A 17,186-nucleotide genomic window follows, 5' to 3' on the forward strand; every position below is an offset into this window, starting at 1 on the left:
GCCATGCCCCTTGGCGGCGAAAGCATGGAACGAGCCGCGACGGCAGCGAGCTCCACAAAGTGACGCCAATTTTGACACATTCAGCGCCAGTGCTTCGTCCGTTAGCCCCAATGAGCTAGAGTTTGCGCTATGACAGGAACTGGGATACCGCTCCTTGGGCTCAATCCCACATGTTACTGGTGGGCACTTAAATCACGAAGAGCGTGCGTTTAGTTGTGCGTCGTTAGACATGGTCGGAAATATGAGGGTCTCGTAAATGTCGACACCTGAAGAACTGTTTAGGCGATACACAGATGTTCTCGAAACGGGGTTTCGAGATCGATTGCAAAGCCTAGAGGCAACTGCAAACTCTCTCGAGGCAAGGATCCAATTGGAGGAAAGCTCTCGCGCCCAAGCGATTGCCTCCGAAGTCAAATCAATCAAAGAAGAGTTGGAAGGGCGTTTGCGTATTTGGGAGCGTTGGATCATTGGCATCGCCATCCTCTTCCTCGGCGGAACCGGCGCGGCTCTCTATACGGCCGCTACGCAAGAGGCCACTCGCAGAGCCATAGATGAAGCGCGTACGATGGTGTCGAGAGAAATCAATAAGAGAACTGAGGAATTCGATAAATATCAAACTGCTGCGCGTGATAGCGCCGCACAAACGGCTAGCAAGGCTGAAACCGCAATCGAGGTGACGAAAACTCGCTCTCTACAAGCCCAACAAGAAATTGATCGACTGCTGGCACGGACTGACGCGGTAAATATTGATCAAATTAGGAAGCTGAATAGTTTGCTCGGAGGTTTGCAAAACAATTTCGATAACTTGGCAAGGAAGCTAGCAGACGATCCGTCGTGGCAACGTTCAATAGCAGGTCGGCTCGATCCGTTGCCCGCCGGTGCAGTCGTCCTCTTCAGTGGTGCCGGGTGCCCGCAAACTGGAGGATGGAAATTGGTGGAAACTCTGAAGGCGGCGGGTCGGGTCGCTTGCTTACGGGAACCCGGCTGAAGGAAGCTTTCGTGGAAAATCAAACAACAGCGGCGGAAACGCCCATTAAAAATAAAACACTCACTCCGCCGCGCGGGCTATGGTTTGCAGGTATTGCAATCATTGCGCTGATCGCTGCTTTCCTTCTCGGAACACTAAATGGAGGTGCGCTATGGAAGTATGTCCAGGGGGCGGTGCCATCGCCCATAGTCTTAAATACTGCGGAGTTGACTCGCGACATGGAAATCGGGGCACTTGATCGCGACCTCGAACTCCCAGAGACGATCGTTACGAACGGATTTGCCTTACATCTGCGTGGTCGCCACGTCACTAGCAAGCACGGGACGGTACTAATTACTTCTTATAAGAATAGCGCCTCTGATGGTGGGGCGGGAGAACGCGGGCAGACGGGGCGAGATGGCGGTATTGGACAAGATGGACAGACGGGCGCCCCGGGAGGTGCCGGAACTGACGGAAGGATGGGTGCCACGGCGGGCGATATCTCAGTCGTCGCGCAACGGATAGATAGCAATTTAAGAATCGCGAATGGAGGTCAAGATGGAGGCAAGGGAGGCCGCGGAGGTGATGGTGGCGACGGTAGTAATGGAGGTCAAGGGTTGCCGTCTAAGAGTGGCGTGGGATTTCTTGGGCTTGGCAATTGCGAATCCGGTCCAGGTCGGGGCGGCGCCGCGGGACGAGGTGGTGACGGTGGACGCGGCGGAAATGGTGGGAATGGCGGGTCTGGCGGCGCCGTCAGGGTGGACGTCCAAGAGCCGCTGCGGGTTCGATTGGAGATTCTCAGTCGTGGTGGCGCGGGTGGTGCCTTGGGCTCGGCAGGCGCGCCGGGTAACCCTGGATCGGCCGGTGCCGAGGGCGCAGCTGTCGGCTATTGCCGCTCAGCAAGCAGAACTGGCCCCACCGCCGGACCAGGAAATCCTGGTCTAGATGGGAAGCCAGGAGAAAATGGTCGAAGCGGCAATATCCAACTTCGCGTTGACGGTAAAGAAGTTGTCGCGGAGGGCTCGTTCTCCAGGTGATATTGGAGTGCTGCGGCGCCTCGGGGAAACTCCGTAGACTCATTCACCGCGCTGATTTGTTTGGCTACCGGCCGAAGCGGCATGGAGCCGCTGAATGCACCCTCACGAAATACTTGAGCCAACTCCTAGACCGGGGCAGCGACGGTGTACGTGGTGCACGGCGTATGTGGCCGGTGAGGGTCCAGAGCGGCGGCGAGCGGCCTCTCTCTGACAGGCACATTGAATAGCTGGTGATGGCCAATTGTGTTGAAAAACTCGGAGGCAACACCGTCTCGTGCTTGATTTCGACCCAAGAACCCTCGGTGATGCGTGGGTGCTCCGCAGGACCAGCCTCAATGGAAATCCCGGTAGAGACCCGTTGCGCGGCTCTGACGGCCATCGATGCATCACGCGGGCGATGCGACTTGCAATTGGGTCATGACGCGCGTCCTGCCTCAAACGAGTTTTTCAACACAATTGGCCGTCAGCCTGCGCAATCTTCGCCAACGTCCTTAAGTCGCCGGCCCGGCGCCCATGACGCCGCGATTGCTTCTGCTACACCTGCTACTTTTACTGCGCACGCGGGCTTGAGACGGCGAGCTGTCGCAGCAGTAGCAGTAGCACCACATCGGACGGGCGCGTCGCGAGCACGCAGCCTAGGTCGCGGGCGGTTTGAATGACTCGGTCAACGAGCGCATGCGCGCCAGTTCGATCGAGGTGGTCTTTGCCGCGGCCGGTGAAGCGCGTCCGACGTTGTATGGCGCCGAAATCCCCCCGCACACCAGACGCAGTGTCGGCAGTCCCACGACGTTGCTGGGATGCGTTTCGCGGTTCGTCATGGCCTTGATCGTACGCGTCACCGGCGAATCCACAGCGATCCTTTCGTACCGCGTTTGTCACGGCGTGCACGGCGGGGCCTGTGTGCGCCCGTCCTAGCATGACGGCCCTGGGCGGTGAAGTGCATGCTGCTACTCGGTCCGCCCGAAGATCTCGCCTTGGCCTCCCCGTAAAGCTAACGCCATCGCTCTCGGCGTCCCTGAACGCGCTCGCGGCGTCCCCCGCTTGCTGCATCTGGCCACCCTGAAAGGTGCGCGGGCGCCGCGTTGGCGTCTCGGCTTATCATGGAGGCGCGCGCCCGTGATGAGCGGGACGTTTGCAAATACCTGCGGGTCAGCCAACGATCAGGACGAAGCATTACGGCATGCACTGCGACTGTAGGCAGCAAACGGCACCTTCGGGTGCCGCTTGTCTTTTGCTGACCAGCGGCGGGCGCCTGCGGCTCCGCGGGCTCCCGCCCCTGTCCACGCGAAACGCGCTGTGCTCGCTGCCGCAGGGGATGCGGCGCACCACCTCCTCGGGGGCGTAGCGCACGATCTCCACGAACCAGTCCTTGCGGAACGGCGCGGTGAGCGCGTGCTCGGCGATGACGGCGCGCAGCGGGTCGGTGCGCTCGCCCAGGACCTCGTGGGGGGTGGGCAGGTTGTTCAGGTCAGCCATGGGCTGTCACTCCTACGGGGGTTATGCCGCCAGTTTTTTGTGCCTGGCGGGCTTCAGGGCCTTTGGTGGCGCGGCCACCGGGAAATGCTCGGCCTGGTACTTGGCGAACTGCTTGAAGTCCTTCCAGTCCGCCTTGGCGCCGTTCACGCTCTTGGGCGGAATCCACACCACCTTCAGGTGCATGCGGTGGTGCTTGAGCAAGGACGTGAACTTGTGTGGCGAGCTGGGCATGCCACCCACCACGTACTCGAACATGGCGCGCAGTTCCTCGCGCGAGATCGAGCACGAGCCGTTGCTGGTGTCGGTGCGGGTCAGGATGGTCTTGAGCACATCCTTGTAGTCCTCCACCTTGTTCTTTTGCAGCGCGTTGCGCTCGTAGCTCTGGTCGGCCGGCAGCTGCTCCAGGAAGAAGCCGAAGTTGCCTTCGATGAGGGCGTTGGCCACCGTGTCCACGCTGAGCTCGGAGATCGAGATCATGGTGTCGCGGTCTTCGGTGTGCAGCACGGTGCGCGCCTTGGGGATGTCCAGCGGGTAGAACGAGAGGTAGTCGTGGAAGGCCTGCAGCTCTTTTTCCAACTGCTCGATCTCCGCGTCGGAGATCACGAGCTTTGCTTTCTGGTACTTGGCCACGTTGAAGCGCCGGTCGTCCTTGTCGATGGACACGGGGTCGCTCATGTTCGAGGCGAAGATCCAGTTGGTGTAGTTGCGCGCTTCCTTGGGGGAGGCGTACATCTCGCGGATGGTGATGAACTCCTCGGTGATGAAGTTCTTGAGGTTGGCCATCACGCCGCGTTCGTTCTGCAGGGCCTTGGTCTGCACCTCGTCGACGAAGACAATGAAGGACTGGCTCATGAAGCCGTTGTACTTCTCGTTGAACTCGTCCATGCGGCGCGCGGCCGTGTGGTGCAAGCTAAAGAGCGGGCGCAGGATGTTGTTCATCATGATGCCCTTGCCGGTGCCGGGCACGCCGTGCAGCACCCAGGCGGTCTTGGTGCGGTCCCTCTGCTGGACGATGAAGGCCAGCCAGTTCATGAAGTGCTCGGTGATGGCCTTGTCGCTGCCCAAGGCGTTGTGGATCACCTTGGCGATGGTTTTGGGGAGCGTGCGGCCCTTCCTCGCAGGCGCTTTCATGTAGACGCTGGGCTGGAAGGTGTTGATGGTGCGGTTGCCTAGGTCCACGCGCACGTTGTCGTGCGGATCGAACCCCATCGTCCACTCCGGGATGAAGCTGCCCAAGCGCAGGCCATTGTCCTCGGCGAAGTCGCGCAGCTGTGTCTCCGAGCGTGCGGTGTAGACGTCCAGCAGGTCGGTGGCGCTGTTGTAGGTGCCGCGCCAGTAGGCGCTGGTGGCGCGGTCGCAGAACGCCAGGTACATGAGGCCGCTGGAGCTCGTGCGTGTGGCCTTGGTGCTGATGTTCGCCCAGTAGTCAGGCAGGAGTTCCTTGGTGAGGTAGCCCGGCTCGCCCTTGAAGTTGAGGATGACGTCCGGGTTGTTCTCGGGGTGGTAGTAGGCCCAGCTGTCCCCGCCATTGAGGTTGAAGTACACGAACCCGCGCTCGGCCTTCATTTCGGTGATGGTGGCCTCGTCGGGCTTGTTCATCACTTCCTGGCCGTGCTTGACCTGGTAGGTGACCTTCTTGACGGCCAGGCCCGCCGCCTTGCGCAGCTCGGTGATGCGTGCATGGGTGAGCACGCGGTTGCGCTCGACCGAGTTCACTGCGCTGGTCAGGCTCAACTTGTCGCTCTTCTTCTTGACCGGCAGGATGCGCGGCCGCCCAGCGAGCGGATCTTTCAGGCCCTTCAAGTTCGGGGGCGCGATGTAGATCAGCTTGTCGTTCTGGCAGGCCGAGACATCGAGCGGCCAAGACAGGGTGTTGCCCGTCTTGGTGAGCGTGAGCGCGTCCGCGAGGAGCGGGACTTCGAGGTTCTTCTGGATGAGCCACTGCTTGAGCAGGGGCGCAGGCATCGCCTGGTCCAGCAGCATGAACACGTGGGCACGGATCTTCTTGGAGCCGATGCCGTGCCCCGCGGACCACTGCACGATGTACGAGACATCCCCGAGGCCCAGCTCCTTGAGGAAGGCGTCCACGGTCAGGGGCTTGCCGTTGTGCTGCTCCGGCAGGCCATCGAGGTCGAGCACCAGGACCTCGGTGGTGTCGTTCGAGTTGGTGGAGCCGGCCCGTGACTCGGCCACCAGCGGCCGGGCGATCGAACCCTTGAGGAAGCAGTGGCCCTTGGCGGCGTGGGCGCGCAGCAGGGCATCGAAGTCGGCCAGGTTTTTGCACGGCCTGGTGTGCGAGGTGAACTCCCACACGAAGGGATACGGGGTCTTGGTGAGGGCGCCTTTGGCGTCGACGCTGTACGATTTGGTGAGAGGCACCGAGGCCTCCAGAAAATTCAGGAACATGTGAGAGTGGCTAATAAGATCTAAGTTAGATATTAGAGCACGGGCTCGGCCACAAGGCTGGATGGTGGTTTCCCTCTATCTACCCTCTACTCTTACTACCTTATAAAACAAAACAATTAGAAGTAAAAATAGATATATAGAAGAGTAGTAGATATAGAGGAAGTTTGGTTTAGAGATCGTGACGCGTTTTCGTAAGGCCCATCCTTCTGCCCATAACGTCCCCCGCGATGCCTGGCCTTCCGGCCAAGCCTGCGCTCAGGCGCTCGTGCCTGCGTCAGCCTGCTGCTGCGCGACCACGAAGCGCGGCGATTTCAGCACGGTCTTCAATTCCTTGTTGACCTTCATCGCCGTCATCGAGATGTCGTCGGCTTCACGATCCGTGAGGTTCGTGTTGTCCTCGCTGAACTCTTCCGCGCGATCGGCGCTGGTCATCGCGTGCTCGATGAGCGCGCGCTGCGTGTCGATCGACATGTTCCAGAACTTCAGTTCATCGCCCGGTGCGCGTGCCGACATCTGGCGTGCGTTCTTGAACATCTCGTACACCGCACCGGACTGGCCTTCGAGCGTGAGCCCGATGTCCTTCAGCCGCAGCTCCTTCACGCGCACCTTGCGCTGGATCGCGCGTGCCTTGTCCTCCTCGTCGAGGCCAAAGGCTTCCGCCCGGCGTTCGGTGTTCTTCACCATGCGCTCGCGCACCTCGGGCTTGAGCTTCATCTTCACCTCGGCGTAGAACACCGCGTCGATGTCCGGGATCTCGTAGATCATCGGACGGCCGCGGAAGTCCGTGCACAGTGCCACCAGTTCCGCGGCCATGTTGTGCGCGGCCTCGCGGAAGTACCAGCATTCACCGATCAGGTCGATGTCGGTCTGGCGCGCCGTGCCTGCGGCCTTGAAGCAATGCTCGGCGAACTCCGCCTCGCGCAGCGCGATGTCCAGTTCCGACAGGCTGTCGATGCCAGCGCGTGCTTCCAGCGCGTGCTCCCGGACGTACTTGAACAGCGAGCGCGAGGCCTGCTGCATCAGCGTGTCCAGCTTCCAAGCAAGGCCCTGCGCCATCTGCCCGGCCACCTCCGGCTGGGGCAGCGTGCGGATGTACTCGAACAGGTCGAAGTGCGACACGGAAAACGAACGTGGATCAGTCATGAGAAAACTCCTAGTGCTATGTTGAACGAACAAACGAAAAAACCGGCGTAACGCTGGGCCGGTGACGCGAACCGATGGATTGACGTGTGCCGGTTGTGCCTCGCGCACCCGCTAGTTAGGCCGACGCAATGCGCGGCCAGTCATCGGGGTGTGGAGTCGGCTTGAAGTAGCGCGTGTGCAGCGGTCATGCACGGCTCGCGAGATGGACAAGCGAGCGAGGGGGGAGGGGAGCGCCGGCGCTTTCAGCCTGCGTGCGGTGGTCTTTCAGCGTAGCCACCAACGCGTCGGGATCGGAAGGGTTGGATGTGTTGCCCTTTCAGTCGGTGGAGCCAAGGCGCTCCAAGATGATTCGCTCGGCCTCGGCCTCGGTGCAGTCGAGGAGCTCTGCGAGGTGCAGCGTCTTGGCCCGCAGCACCGCGTACGGGTCGGGCGTGCTGATGGCCTCGTCGAACGCGTGCTTGTCTTCCTGCGACAAGCGGCTGTAGGCCGTGGTGCGCGGCTCGTACTGCACGGCGCGTGGCCGCGGCCGGATCGTCGTGACCTTGATGCCTTTCATGTCGCTCTCCTTTCAGGATGCGTTGAAACAGCAACGCCACTCGATGAGCAGCGTGATCTGGCGCATCTGGTGTTCGCTGCGCGAGCCGCAGTCGAACCAGAAGCTCTCGCCCTTGTCGCTGGTGGCGTGCAGGCGATGGCCGCTGTAGTCGACGTACCAGTGGTACGGATCGGCGTCAGGGCCGCGGCTGACCTGCGCGCCGTCCGGCAGGTCAGCGCGGTGGAAGTGGACCTGCATGCCCATGGTCAGTCCTCCTCTCGCTCTTCCCAGCGCCGGATCTGGCGCTCCTGTGCGTCATCGACCTCGTTGTCCTCGGCGCAGCCATCGCAGATGGCCCGTGTGGGCCATTCCCCGTTGTTGCGCCGGTAGACCTCGACGTCGTTGCGCCGACATTGCGTGCATGTGATCCATCCACGCTGCTCCAGTCGTGATTGCGGCATTTCTGCCCTCCATAAACCAAAGGGCAAGATCGCCCGCACAAAGCGGGAAGCCCGGGCAGCTTGCTGCCCGGGGTTTTCTGGGCCTTGGGTCAGGCCCAGCGCCAAAACGCACGCGCGATGCGTACGATGAAGGGCGTGCGCTTGCGCCGGCGCGCGATGGTTTGCAGCACTGCGATGCGATCGTCCTCGTCCTGCAACACACCGGCGTTGCGGTCCTCGTGCGCCCTGTCACGGCGCAACTGCGCGAGTTGCTGGTGCAGGGCCTTGCTCATGGCACTCTCCGTGCGAGCGAGATGATGGCTTGCAGCATCAGCCAGCAGGTGATGGAGCTCACTGTGCCCACCCCGATGGTGAGCGGGTAGCCCCAGATCTGCGCGCACGCGTAGATGCACGCGACGCTGGTGACGACGGACATGACGGCGTACATCACCACGATGCTCCAGAACATGAGCAGCCTGTGCAGCTTGCTCGACGGCGTGCGGCGAAGGCGGGCGAGCCGCGCCATCACCGCGGTGTATTCACGGCGGGTCATATCAACTCCTTGCGTTGGTAACGGATGAGACCGGTCGTGTACTGCGTACCGACGATGGTCCCGAAGAGCTTCTGGGCCATGGCCACGGTGGCGATCGAGCTGATGAACGCCAAGATGGCCGACATCGTCCCGATCAACGTGCCCCAATGAATCGCGAGGTTCGCGGCGAGGAACGCCACGTGCACCGCGGCGCACGCCCCGTGGCTGCCGAGCACGCGCAACCGCGTACGCGGCGCGAGCGTGCTCAAGAGCACGAACTCGAACGCGATGTTCATGAGCCCGAAAACGAGCACGGCTTCAATCATCATGAGTGCATCTCCATAGTGCGGGGTTGAGAAGATCTAAGCGCGTTCGCGCTTAGATCTTCGATTACTGCGTGACGCGGACGACCCGGTTCACGCGGCTGCCTTGGATGCGCTCACGCATCCACTGATCGCCGTTGCGATCGGTCCAGTAACTGCGCTGCGGCGTGTCACCGGGGGTGGGGGGCGCCGGGTGGCGCGCGACCAGCTTGGCTTCGCGCAACTCCCTGAACGCCTTGACGGCCAAGGCGAGGCGCGCATCGCGCGCCGCGACCGCGGCCTCCAACTCGACGATGCGGGCCTCGGCGGCCACCAGCGCTTCAGACTTACGTGCCATGACGACTCTCCTTCAGGCCCACAAGGCCCATGATCTCCAACGGGGGAGCCAGCCCCCGGCAGGGGGCTGGCGGCGAATCACGCGCGCGCGGTGCGACGCGTGACGGTGACAGCGACAGGCTGCTGGCGTTCCGCCAGCAGCTTGGCGCGGTGCTTGGCCAACTCCGCGGCCTTCGCGGTGTAGCCATCGGTCGTGCCCTCGATGAGGTCCTGACCGAAGCGCCCGGTGCCTTGCGCGCAGCGCAAGGCGCCGTGCGCTGCGTACGCAGCCGACTTACCGATGGCAACGCCGAGCTTTCCACCAATGGTTGAGGTGCTCACGATCTGTCTCCTAGATGCCGAGCGAAACTGCTCAAGGCACGCGGGAAACCCGGGCAGCTTGCTGCCCGGGGGGATGCACAAGAGACTCCTTTTCGGGGCGCTGTGAACCCGAATCCGAACCCGGGGCCGCGCGCGAGCGCAGGCCCCAAGGGAGGCTCACGCCGGCATATCCGCCAAAAATTTTCTAAAAAATTTTTCTTCGATCTAAAATAGATCGAATGGGCACCACCGCCAGCCAGAAACGCGTCAAGGTCACGAAGACGGCGTCCGCCGTGGCCAAGCTGCGCGAGTCCAACCGCACCAACACCTGCGCCGGAGCGGCGACGGTCGACGTCAACAAGCCCCTGACGGCCCAGCAAAAGGCCTTCGCGGTCGCGGTGGGGCAGGGCGACTCCGTCCCCAACGCGATGGCCCGGGCGGGCTTCACCACCGCGACCAGCTACGGCTACCGCATGGTGCAGATGCCCAACATCCAGGCCGCGATCGCCGCCGAAAAAGAGAAGTTCGAGGTCGACAACACGCTCACCCGGCGCGCCGTGTTCGAGATGCACAAAGAGGCGTTCGACATGGCCAAGCTCATGAGCGAGCCGGCCACCATGGTCTCCGCGGCGCGCGAGATCGGGAAGATGGCCGGCTACTACGAGCCCGTGAAGCGCGAACTCAACATCAACGTGCAGGGCAACGTGATGCTGGAGCGCATGAATTCGATGAGCGATGCCGACCTGGTGCGCCTCATCCAGCAATCCATCAGCACGGGCGCGCCCCAGCTGCTGGCCGACGACTCCGACGACTCCGACGACACCGACGACGAGGAAAACGAATGAGCAAAGAGACCGGCTGCACCCTGTGCGGCAGCTTCAGCCACAGCCGATCTCCCTTGGCCATGTTCGAAGCGCTGCTTTCGTCGCCGCGCGATCGTGTACTGAGTCTGGGCGTGACTGTGTCGGCGCAGTGCAACCATATGGACGCCCGTGAAGTTGCTCACTTCGCCATGATGCACCGTTCCGAACCAGCGCAAGCTGCTCTATGTGGCGCTGACCAGAGCCAAGCGAGCGGCGATGCTGATTCAGTTGAACGGAGCAAGGGGAAACTGAAATTGGTGTTGAAGTGCTCGCACTCGAAGCCGTGTTGTCTCGGCGCGATCCGGCTACAGCGGCCAACATGCGGTACTTGCAATCGAACCACATCATCAAAGCGATCTTCGTGTTGTTCTGCCTCGTCGGGGCCAATCTCTGTGTTGGCTTCCGTCACAAAATGGCACCGGGGAAGACAATTCACGGCGCGTATCGACCCGCATTCCAGGAAGTCGACTGACGGCCAAGAGCGGCCCTTCGTCGCTGACTCACAACAAGCCAATCGTGTGCACACTGACCGACTTGACGCTATCGGAGCAACGCGGCGGCGCCTTGCTGCTTCGTTGCTCGGTTCGCTCCCTCAAGTTGCTCCATCTCGGCCACATCGCGCTGAACCATCGATGAGCACCGTGCCCACAAGGCCTGCACGCGCTTCGATACCTGGAGGCGGACATCCCTGAGGTGCCCCTTCAGGGTCCCATAACTTGGGCTCGCGCCGCGGGGTTGCTCAGCTCCAGCCGCCAGGGCCAGTGGGATCTCGAGCGACTCTTCATACTTCAGCGCTTCTATGTTGCGAGGCAAGCTTTCATTGATGATCACGTCGATCCTCCATTCATCGACGCCATGCGGCGTTATCCAAAAATCAAGCAGTTGGAGTGCCCGTATCAATGCTCGTGCATCCGCTGCAGGATAGGCGCATCGGCGGACCGCATCGCGCACAACCGCTTGAATCGCGGGTCTCCAACGATTCAGATCGCTGGGTGTTAACCCCAAGCTTCTCTTGGGGCTCTCAACAACCTGCGAGGTGGGCGGTTCCTGGACGAACCCGACTTGAGCTGATTCCATTTGCACCATCAGACCTTCATTGAACCTCAGTTCGTGGGCAAGGGCACGTGCAGCTCTAGAGGGATCCGCAACGGTTATTTCGTCTTCCAGCGGAAGGGCGCGATTCAGTGTCAGATACGCCTCCTGAAGCGAGCCATCCAGGCACGCATCGGCACATGTCGTTGGCCCGGCGACCGCATCGGCACCTAGCCGCATCCCGCTGAGCCTCAGGACGATAGGAGTTGCTTCCTCAATTCGTAAGCGCAGCTTCTCGGCCCGGTCGAGGTTTGATGTCTTGGCCTGCGCCTCGAGCATCGAGGTCTGGTTCCAGATGACCCAAGTCTGAGCCGCCAGCAGCAGCGTTGCCAAGACCGATCCGATGACGATCATGGTCCGCGGAAACAGCCAGGCGAAGGCGAACCCTTTCACCGCCGCTATTGACACTGGCTTGCCACCCTTTCCGGCCTCGATCACCTCGGTAAGAAGGGTCGCCGTCGCGCGGCCTCGATTGGTCTCGCGCTCCTTCATCTCCTGCCGCAGGGTTTCGGCCTCGACAGCCCACGGGAACTGCGCGTCGCAGTGGCCGCAGGCTTTTGCCCCTGGTGTGTAGGGGGCACAGCAGTAGGGGCAGGTGGCGCGGGTCACGGCGCTTGGCCCCGCACAGCGCGCACTGGGACGCAAGAGACGCGGTGCAACATGGAAGACCCCAAAAGTTCGGCGTGCCGCAATGGTGCATCGTCCATCTCAAGTGCACAACCTTCAGGTTGGCGACAGCGCGATCAGTGACTCGTAGTAGTCGGCGTTGGCGCAACCGGCAATCCGCCATTGCTGGCCACGAACGGGATGGGCAGATCCTTCGGCGTCACGATCGGCTTGCCGAGCGCGGCGGCGCGCCCGTGAGCATCCGCTTTGGAGAGAGTCGAACTTCGGCTTGGGGCCCAAGTGCGTCGTTCGCTTCGCGAGGCACTGCGTCGCCCCCTTATCCCTTGGTGCGCTTGAAACGTTCTGCCGGGATAGCACCCTTTCGCTTCACCTTCACCCAGTCAGCCGACCGCACACCTGGCCGGTAGCCACTGTCGGCACGCTTGGCGACAAGCCTCTCCTGCTTGAGCTCTTGGACAACGTAATCGAACATTTGCCGGGCACCCTCCTCGAAGTGACCCACGACCAGCACGCTCTGTGGTGACGGGTGCAACAGCTCGCGCAAGCGGGCCTTGCGGACGAAGAGGCTCGCCAACGATCGGATCACCGTTGTCCACGAGTAGATCGAACACGCAGTAGACCACCGCCAGGCCCTCGACCCACTTCCGACGCTTTGCGCGTTCCTGCAACAGGTTGAAGTCACTGCGGCCGATTTCATCAAGCACGCAGACTTCGCCGTCCGCTACATAGGGACCTCCTGGCACCTTGGCCGACTTTGACCAATCTCAGGGAACCAAGTGGTTGCACGGGCGCCATTGCGCGTCCGGAGGGTGCATTTGCCATTCCCAAACATCGCTGTGACCCTGTGCCCGTCGAATTTGATCTCGTAGAGCCACCCTGCTTCGTCGAGGTTCAGCGGGCGTTCATCAAGCAGCATGGGTGGGAATTCATCGAGCGTCATCGCTCAACCATGCGGGAAAGTCGCGTTCTTCGCTGTCAGAAAAACGCGGAAGATGACCCATGCCGTCCCGAGAGTATTGGATTCAACGTCTGCAGGCGCTCGCAGCAGCTGAGCGTGCGCTTGGCCCGCATCGTGCCCACCTGTTGGAGACTCACATGGCAGACGATCCGAAGAAAACCGCCCTTGATCGCAAGCTCATCGCCCTTGGCGAGGAGCATGAAGTCCGATCGTGGACGGAATCGCTCAAATGCACCGAGGAAGAACTACGCGCCGCAGTCAAGGCGGTCGGCAACTCCGCTGACAAGGTGCGCGAATACATCAAGGCGAAGTAGCCGATAGGGGCAAGCATCCCTTCCAATCTACTGGGTGCGCGTCCATTCTGCGGCGCTCAATGCAAGTCGGGCGCCGACGGCGCGATTGGGCCCGTACCCAGCCTTCCTTGATCAACGGTGAGGGTGCGCGTCAACCAGATCGCCCCGTGCTCACGGGCTCACATGAGAACGCGACCCGCGTGCGCATCGTCGATGAACTGCGCCGCATCGCAGACGACGGCAGCGTGGATGACCCCGCCGCCATCAGCGCGTACCTCAAGGCGCTGGAGGGCGGATAGGGCCAGCATAGGGGGCGTGCAGATCGTGCGTAATTCCCTCTGCCCGCGAGCCAACGAGCCCAGCCGGAGGGCTTCGCTTGAACCGCTTCTTCGGCACCGCCCCTCGGCGCTTGGCCACCACCCCCTGGAGAGAAACTCCTATACGGCGACGTTGAAAAAGCGGCGGCCCCTACGCCATCCCGCGCCTGCGGCAGCGCCACCTGCGCAGCGCCCTTCAGCCCTCGGCGCCATTGATCAAGCAGCGCTCAACCATCAGCACAGTCTGGTTGACACAGGCTGAGCGCAACGCGGTGTGCTTGCTCCATGGATAGCGCCTGTTGAGCAAAGCAGCCTGCAGGTATCCCAACTGAGCGATGAACACAAGATCCTCTGCAATCTTCAGGTGGTCAGCACCCGCGCCGATTTCGGCCGCAAATTCGGTTGTGGTGCGTCGAAATAGGCTTCTCAGTTCGACAAAGATGCTCGCCTGGTTCGCACCGGCCTTCTCGGACTTGTGGGCCCCATGCTGCGTCAGGAACACGAGACGGTATTCATCCGGGTGCGTCTCGTAGTAGCGCAGGAAAGCGTCGATGTACGCCCTGAGGCGCGCCCGCGCTCCTGCCTGCTTTCCAATCGCTCGAGCGACCGCCTTGTACAGGTCCTTGAGCACATGCTGCCAAAGCGCGCTCAAGAGATCCGCCTTGTCGGTGAAGTAGTGGTACGGCGTCATGGCGGAGATATTCAGGCGCGCCGACAGGCCGCGCATGGACACCGCGTCAAGGCCGCCCTCGGAAAAGAGGGCCAGTGCCGTCTCGGTCAGCGTCGTACGCATTCGCTGAGCATCGTCCTCATTGCCACGCCTGACACGAGGCAAGGCTACAAGCATCTCGGGGCGGGAAATCTTGGGCATCGTCGTTGCGCAGAGTCTAGGGCGGACGTGGGATACGGCGCGTCGCAAATCGGACAAACCCGTAAGTCTTACACCTAAGTTTACGTGTATGAAACAAAATGTATTCTTGTCCCGCTTGCGTTAGTGCAGGCCGTTAGTCCCCGTAACGATTGCAAATGGAGACAGAAATGTTCTTGAAGGCTTTTGGTTTTCCGCTCGTCGTGCTGGCCAGTGCGGCCGTTTTGACTGCATGTGGTGGTGGCGGCGGTGGTGGCGACAACAAGGCGGCCGCCCAGACGCTTGTCCAGGCCCCGCCTGCCGCTGGCCCCGAAGGCTTCTACAAGGGCAAAGCCGGCACGGCAGATGTGACTGGTGTCGTCCTTGATGACGGTCGCAGCTACGCGATATACACCACCCCTGACCGCGCTGACCTTGGCGGAGTCGTGATCGCCCGTGGAAGCGCCTCGAACGGAACATACACGAGCACTGTGGCGAAGGACTTCGTTGTGGAGCAAGGGGTCCGCAGCGGTTCGCTCACTGCCAGCTACGTTGCGAAGACCTCGTTCAATGGCACCTTTGTTTCCGGCGGCAAGACGACCCAGTTTACGGGCACGTACAGTACCGACTACGAACTGACCCCCTCCCTGGCCGCCGTAGCTGGGGTGTATGACTTCGCGCTCATGGCCTCGGAGGGCTCCGTCGGAAGTGGCGTTGTCACAGTCACTTCTGCAGGCGCCCTGTCCTCAAGCGAGCCTGGCTGCTCCACCAGCGGCACGGTGCAGCCCAAGTCGAAGGGCAACGTGTTCGACATGACCTGGACCTCCACGGGTGTCAACTGCCTTTTCCCTGGGGTGACCCTGTCCGGAATCGGCATCTACGACGCTGGCCGGAAAGCCTTCTTGACCATTGTCCACAACGCCGACATCACTTCGGGAACCTTGGCCGCCGGCATCAAGCGGTGACATGGCTTTTCTCTGTCAAGTGGGCAGCGCGAATTCTTCGACGAAGTAGGCGGTTGATCGGAGCCGATTGCCTGTTTCGGCCCTAGTTCGTTCGCGCCGTGCGGGCCACGGTCGTCGTGCTGTGCGCGCTCGTGGCGCCGGATTGCGTCTGCCAACTCGACACAGGGCACCCCACAAGGTCGCGCGTTCTGTTGCTTGCCGAAGCCAATGCCAAGGACGAGCCGCCCCTGGTCACCTCCGAGGCGACCCATTCAGGGTCGCGGCGGTCGTGGGAGCCATCGGGCGAGTCGCCCTACCGTGGCTCGGCGCGGTGATCCTGGCCCCCGTGGTGTCGGCCAGCGCCCTGCTGGACGGCCCCGACAAAGGGGAGGCCGCGCAGGCCGCCGCCGATTCCGTGAGCGACGCCACCGCCCAAGCGGAGGCGCGCTTCCACCCCCACCCGTTCCTTCCCTCACTTGACAACCCGGAGGCGCCATGACCGCGCAATCAAAGCAGCCACCTGCTGCACCACTGCGCCCGCCCGCATGTGAAGGTCGAGGATCTTGAGTTCGCGCTGGAGGCCGGCGAGGCGATCCACATCGAGGCGCGCCGCATGGCCCCTGAGCCCAGCGCATTCTCGCGGCTTCTCGCGGCTTCTCGCGCCGGCCATCCTCACCGTGTGCGGCCCCATGCCGGGCAATATGGCTTGCTGAGCGACAGGGTCAAAGCGCGAGATGCGACATGAAAGTGCTGGTGGTTGACGACTCCGTGGCAGTTCAGAAAAGCTTCGGCGCGCTGCTGCACGCGGCACCAGGCGTCTTTGTCGTCGGCTATGCAGAAGACGTGGCTGGTGCGCTGGCATCCATCGCCTCGAACGCTCCGGACCTCATCGTCCTAGACGCAAACTTGCGGGGACAGGACCGTGGACTCGACGTATTGCGTTACGTCAAGCAGCACCGCCCGGAAATCAAGGTGGTCGTGCTTTCGCAGTTTGCCTGGATTTCCGTGCGCAAGAGCTACATCGATGCCGGCGCCCTTGCGTACTTCGACAAGGGACTTGAATTCCAGCAGGCGCGGGACTACATCGCAGACCTCGCGAATGCTGAGTCCGCTGGGGCGTCCGGGCTAGAGAGTTGACCCCCGGTTCGCCCATGTTCTTGGAACTGAAAACTCGACCTTACTGAGGGCCCACACCTGGCTTTCCTTGATCAACGGTGGGTGTGCGCGTCAACCAGATTGTCCATGCCCATGGGCTCAAGCACGAGATCGCAACCCGCGCGCGGATCTTTGATGAGCTGCGCCGCATTGCCGACGACGAAGGCGAGGTTGACCCCGCCGCCGCGATCGGGCGTACCTGAAACGGCTGGAAGCCGAGTAGGGCCGGCGAGGGGGCGGTTCATCTTGACGCAACAATGTCAAAGTCGCTTCACGGCCATGAGCAGTCCTCGGGTCGCGCCGGTCGTCCGGCAGGTCGAGACTGAGTGCTGTCTTCCGAAATTCGCTGGCTAATGACAGCTGTCGCAGCAACCTGACATTCGGCGTTCTTCGTCGCGACCGACTGGTCTACTTCGGAACTTGACCTTCGCCGAAATCATCGAGGAAATCGGAGTTGGGGACGGTGAGCAAATCTCTGGCGCAGAGGTCTCCAAGGACGCCGTCGCGTACGAAGGGCTGCTTCCCAAAATCGCGAAATGGCGTTCAGGGCCCATTGCTGTCTGACAAGATGTTGCGATCAACGCCCGCCGTGCAA

General features: G+C 61.8%; 23 protein-coding genes. 7 read left to right on the forward strand and 16 right to left on the reverse strand.

Translation table 11 applies throughout. The features are described from left to right. Window positions 1-256 precede the first annotated feature (256 nt). Together QTI66_RS32755 and QTI66_RS32760 are read left to right on the forward strand one after the other, a co-directional pair. Window positions 257-988, forward strand: a complete 732-nt coding sequence (locus QTI66_RS32755) for a hypothetical protein (protein ID WP_286564552.1) — start codon at window positions 257-259, stop codon at window positions 986-988. A 525-nt stretch (window positions 989-1,513) separates the two neighbouring features. Then, the gene (locus QTI66_RS32760) at window positions 1,514-1,912 is read left to right on the forward strand and encodes a hypothetical protein (protein ID WP_286564553.1); all 399 of its coding nucleotides are present in this window, start codon (window positions 1,514-1,516) and stop codon (window positions 1,910-1,912) included. 727 nt (window positions 1,913-2,639) lie between these two features. On the opposite strand, the gene QTI66_RS32765 is transcribed toward QTI66_RS32760, so the two are convergent. The 12 genes from QTI66_RS32765 to QTI66_RS32820 all read right to left on the reverse strand — a co-directional run bounded on the left by QTI66_RS32765 (window position 2,640) and on the right by QTI66_RS32820 (window position 9,516). Then, entirely contained in the window at window positions 2,640-2,843 is a 204-nt protein-coding gene (locus QTI66_RS32765; protein ID WP_286564554.1) for a hypothetical protein, read from the reverse strand. A gap of 334 nt (window positions 2,844-3,177) precedes the next feature. After that, window positions 3,178-3,480: a hypothetical protein gene (locus tag QTI66_RS32770; protein ID WP_286564555.1), complete on the reverse strand. Its 303-nt coding sequence runs from the start codon at window positions 3,478-3,480 to the stop codon at window positions 3,178-3,180. A 21-nt stretch (window positions 3,481-3,501) separates the two neighbouring features. After that, entirely contained in the window at window positions 3,502-5,859 is a 2,358-nt protein-coding gene (locus QTI66_RS32775) for a primase-helicase family protein (RefSeq protein ID WP_286564556.1), read from the reverse strand. 282 nt (window positions 5,860-6,141) lie between these two features. Beyond that, the gene (locus tag QTI66_RS32780) at window positions 6,142-7,029 is read right to left on the reverse strand and encodes a hypothetical protein (protein ID WP_286564557.1); all 888 of its coding nucleotides are present in this window, start codon (window positions 7,027-7,029) and stop codon (window positions 6,142-6,144) included. A gap of 316 nt (window positions 7,030-7,345) precedes the next feature. Then, window positions 7,346-7,585: a hypothetical protein gene (locus tag QTI66_RS32785; RefSeq protein ID WP_286564558.1), complete on the reverse strand. Its 240-nt coding sequence runs from the start codon at window positions 7,583-7,585 to the stop codon at window positions 7,346-7,348. A 12-nt stretch (window positions 7,586-7,597) separates the two neighbouring features. Beyond that, window positions 7,598-7,828 (reverse strand): hypothetical protein, encoded by a 231-nt coding sequence (locus QTI66_RS32790; RefSeq protein WP_286564559.1) that lies wholly within the window; start codon window positions 7,826-7,828, stop codon window positions 7,598-7,600. Window positions 7,829-7,830: 2 nt separating this feature from the next. Beyond that, window positions 7,831-8,025 (reverse strand): hypothetical protein, encoded by a 195-nt coding sequence (locus QTI66_RS32795; RefSeq protein ID WP_286564560.1) that lies wholly within the window; start codon window positions 8,023-8,025, stop codon window positions 7,831-7,833. An 89-nt stretch (window positions 8,026-8,114) separates the two neighbouring features. Further along, window positions 8,115-8,297 (reverse strand): hypothetical protein, encoded by a 183-nt coding sequence (locus QTI66_RS32800; protein ID WP_286564561.1) that lies wholly within the window; start codon window positions 8,295-8,297, stop codon window positions 8,115-8,117. Then, window positions 8,294-8,557, reverse strand: a complete 264-nt coding sequence (locus QTI66_RS32805; protein WP_286564562.1) for a hypothetical protein — start codon at window positions 8,555-8,557, stop codon at window positions 8,294-8,296. Before QTI66_RS32805 ends, QTI66_RS32800 begins: the two co-directional genes overlap by 4 nt. Continuing rightward, complete coding sequence (locus tag QTI66_RS32810; RefSeq protein WP_286564563.1) at window positions 8,554-8,865, reverse strand: hypothetical protein; 312 nt, start codon at window positions 8,863-8,865, stop codon at window positions 8,554-8,556. The genes QTI66_RS32805 and QTI66_RS32810 overlap by 4 nt, the downstream gene beginning before the upstream one ends. A gap of 61 nt (window positions 8,866-8,926) precedes the next feature. Continuing rightward, on the reverse strand, window positions 8,927-9,196 hold the full coding sequence (locus QTI66_RS32815; RefSeq protein WP_286564564.1) for a hypothetical protein: 270 nt from the start codon (window positions 9,194-9,196) through the stop codon (window positions 8,927-8,929). Window positions 9,197-9,273: 77 nt separating this feature from the next. After that, window positions 9,274-9,516 carry a hypothetical protein gene (locus QTI66_RS32820; RefSeq protein ID WP_286564565.1) on the reverse strand — a complete coding sequence of 81 codons (243 nt, stop codon included), beginning with the start codon at window positions 9,514-9,516 and terminating at the stop codon, window positions 9,274-9,276. 218 nt (window positions 9,517-9,734) lie between these two features. Here QTI66_RS32820 and QTI66_RS32825 point away from each other — a divergent pair, with 218 nt between their 5' ends. Beyond that, window positions 9,735-10,340 carry a terminase small subunit gene (locus QTI66_RS32825; protein WP_286564566.1) on the forward strand — a complete coding sequence of 202 codons (606 nt, stop codon included), beginning with the start codon at window positions 9,735-9,737 and terminating at the stop codon, window positions 10,338-10,340. A 558-nt stretch (window positions 10,341-10,898) separates the two neighbouring features. Here the strand turns inward: QTI66_RS32825 and QTI66_RS32830 are convergent. Both QTI66_RS32830 and QTI66_RS32835 read right to left on the reverse strand, forming a co-directional pair. Continuing rightward, on the reverse strand, window positions 10,899-12,059 hold the full coding sequence (locus QTI66_RS32830; RefSeq protein ID WP_286564567.1) for a hypothetical protein: 1,161 nt from the start codon (window positions 12,057-12,059) through the stop codon (window positions 10,899-10,901). A gap of 334 nt (window positions 12,060-12,393) precedes the next feature. Further along, window positions 12,394-12,651: an ATP-dependent DNA ligase gene (locus QTI66_RS32835; protein WP_286564568.1), complete on the reverse strand. Its 258-nt coding sequence runs from the start codon at window positions 12,649-12,651 to the stop codon at window positions 12,394-12,396. 521 nt (window positions 12,652-13,172) lie between these two features. Between QTI66_RS32835 and QTI66_RS32840 the strand changes: the two genes are divergently transcribed. After that, window positions 13,173-13,349 carry a DUF3606 domain-containing protein gene (locus QTI66_RS32840; protein ID WP_286564569.1) on the forward strand — a complete coding sequence of 59 codons (177 nt, stop codon included), beginning with the start codon at window positions 13,173-13,175 and terminating at the stop codon, window positions 13,347-13,349. A gap of 146 nt (window positions 13,350-13,495) precedes the next feature. Next, the gene (locus QTI66_RS32845; RefSeq protein ID WP_286564570.1) at window positions 13,496-13,627 is read left to right on the forward strand and encodes a hypothetical protein; all 132 of its coding nucleotides are present in this window, start codon (window positions 13,496-13,498) and stop codon (window positions 13,625-13,627) included. A 214-nt stretch (window positions 13,628-13,841) separates the two neighbouring features. Here the strand turns inward: QTI66_RS32845 and QTI66_RS32850 are convergent, their stop codons facing one another. Next, window positions 13,842-14,438, reverse strand: a complete 597-nt coding sequence (locus tag QTI66_RS32850; RefSeq protein WP_286564571.1) for a TetR/AcrR family transcriptional regulator — start codon at window positions 14,436-14,438, stop codon at window positions 13,842-13,844. A gap of 245 nt (window positions 14,439-14,683) precedes the next feature. Here QTI66_RS32850 and QTI66_RS32855 point away from each other — a divergent pair, with 245 nt between their 5' ends. Together QTI66_RS32855 and QTI66_RS32860 are read left to right on the forward strand one after the other, a co-directional pair. Continuing rightward, the gene (locus tag QTI66_RS32855; protein ID WP_286564572.1) at window positions 14,684-15,457 is read left to right on the forward strand and encodes a hypothetical protein; all 774 of its coding nucleotides are present in this window, start codon (window positions 14,684-14,686) and stop codon (window positions 15,455-15,457) included. A gap of 720 nt (window positions 15,458-16,177) precedes the next feature. Further along, complete coding sequence (locus QTI66_RS32860; RefSeq protein WP_286564573.1) at window positions 16,178-16,573, forward strand: response regulator transcription factor; 396 nt, start codon at window positions 16,178-16,180, stop codon at window positions 16,571-16,573. A 71-nt stretch (window positions 16,574-16,644) separates the two neighbouring features. Here the strand turns inward: QTI66_RS32860 and QTI66_RS32865 are convergent, their stop codons facing one another. Then, complete coding sequence (locus tag QTI66_RS32865) at window positions 16,645-16,836, reverse strand: hypothetical protein (protein ID WP_286564574.1); 192 nt, start codon at window positions 16,834-16,836, stop codon at window positions 16,645-16,647. Window positions 16,837-17,186: the final 350 nt, after the last annotated feature.

Source organism: Variovorax brevis, from assembly GCF_030317105.1.
In the GTDB taxonomy this organism is placed as follows: Bacteria; Pseudomonadota; Gammaproteobacteria; order Burkholderiales; family Burkholderiaceae_C; genus Variovorax; species Variovorax brevis.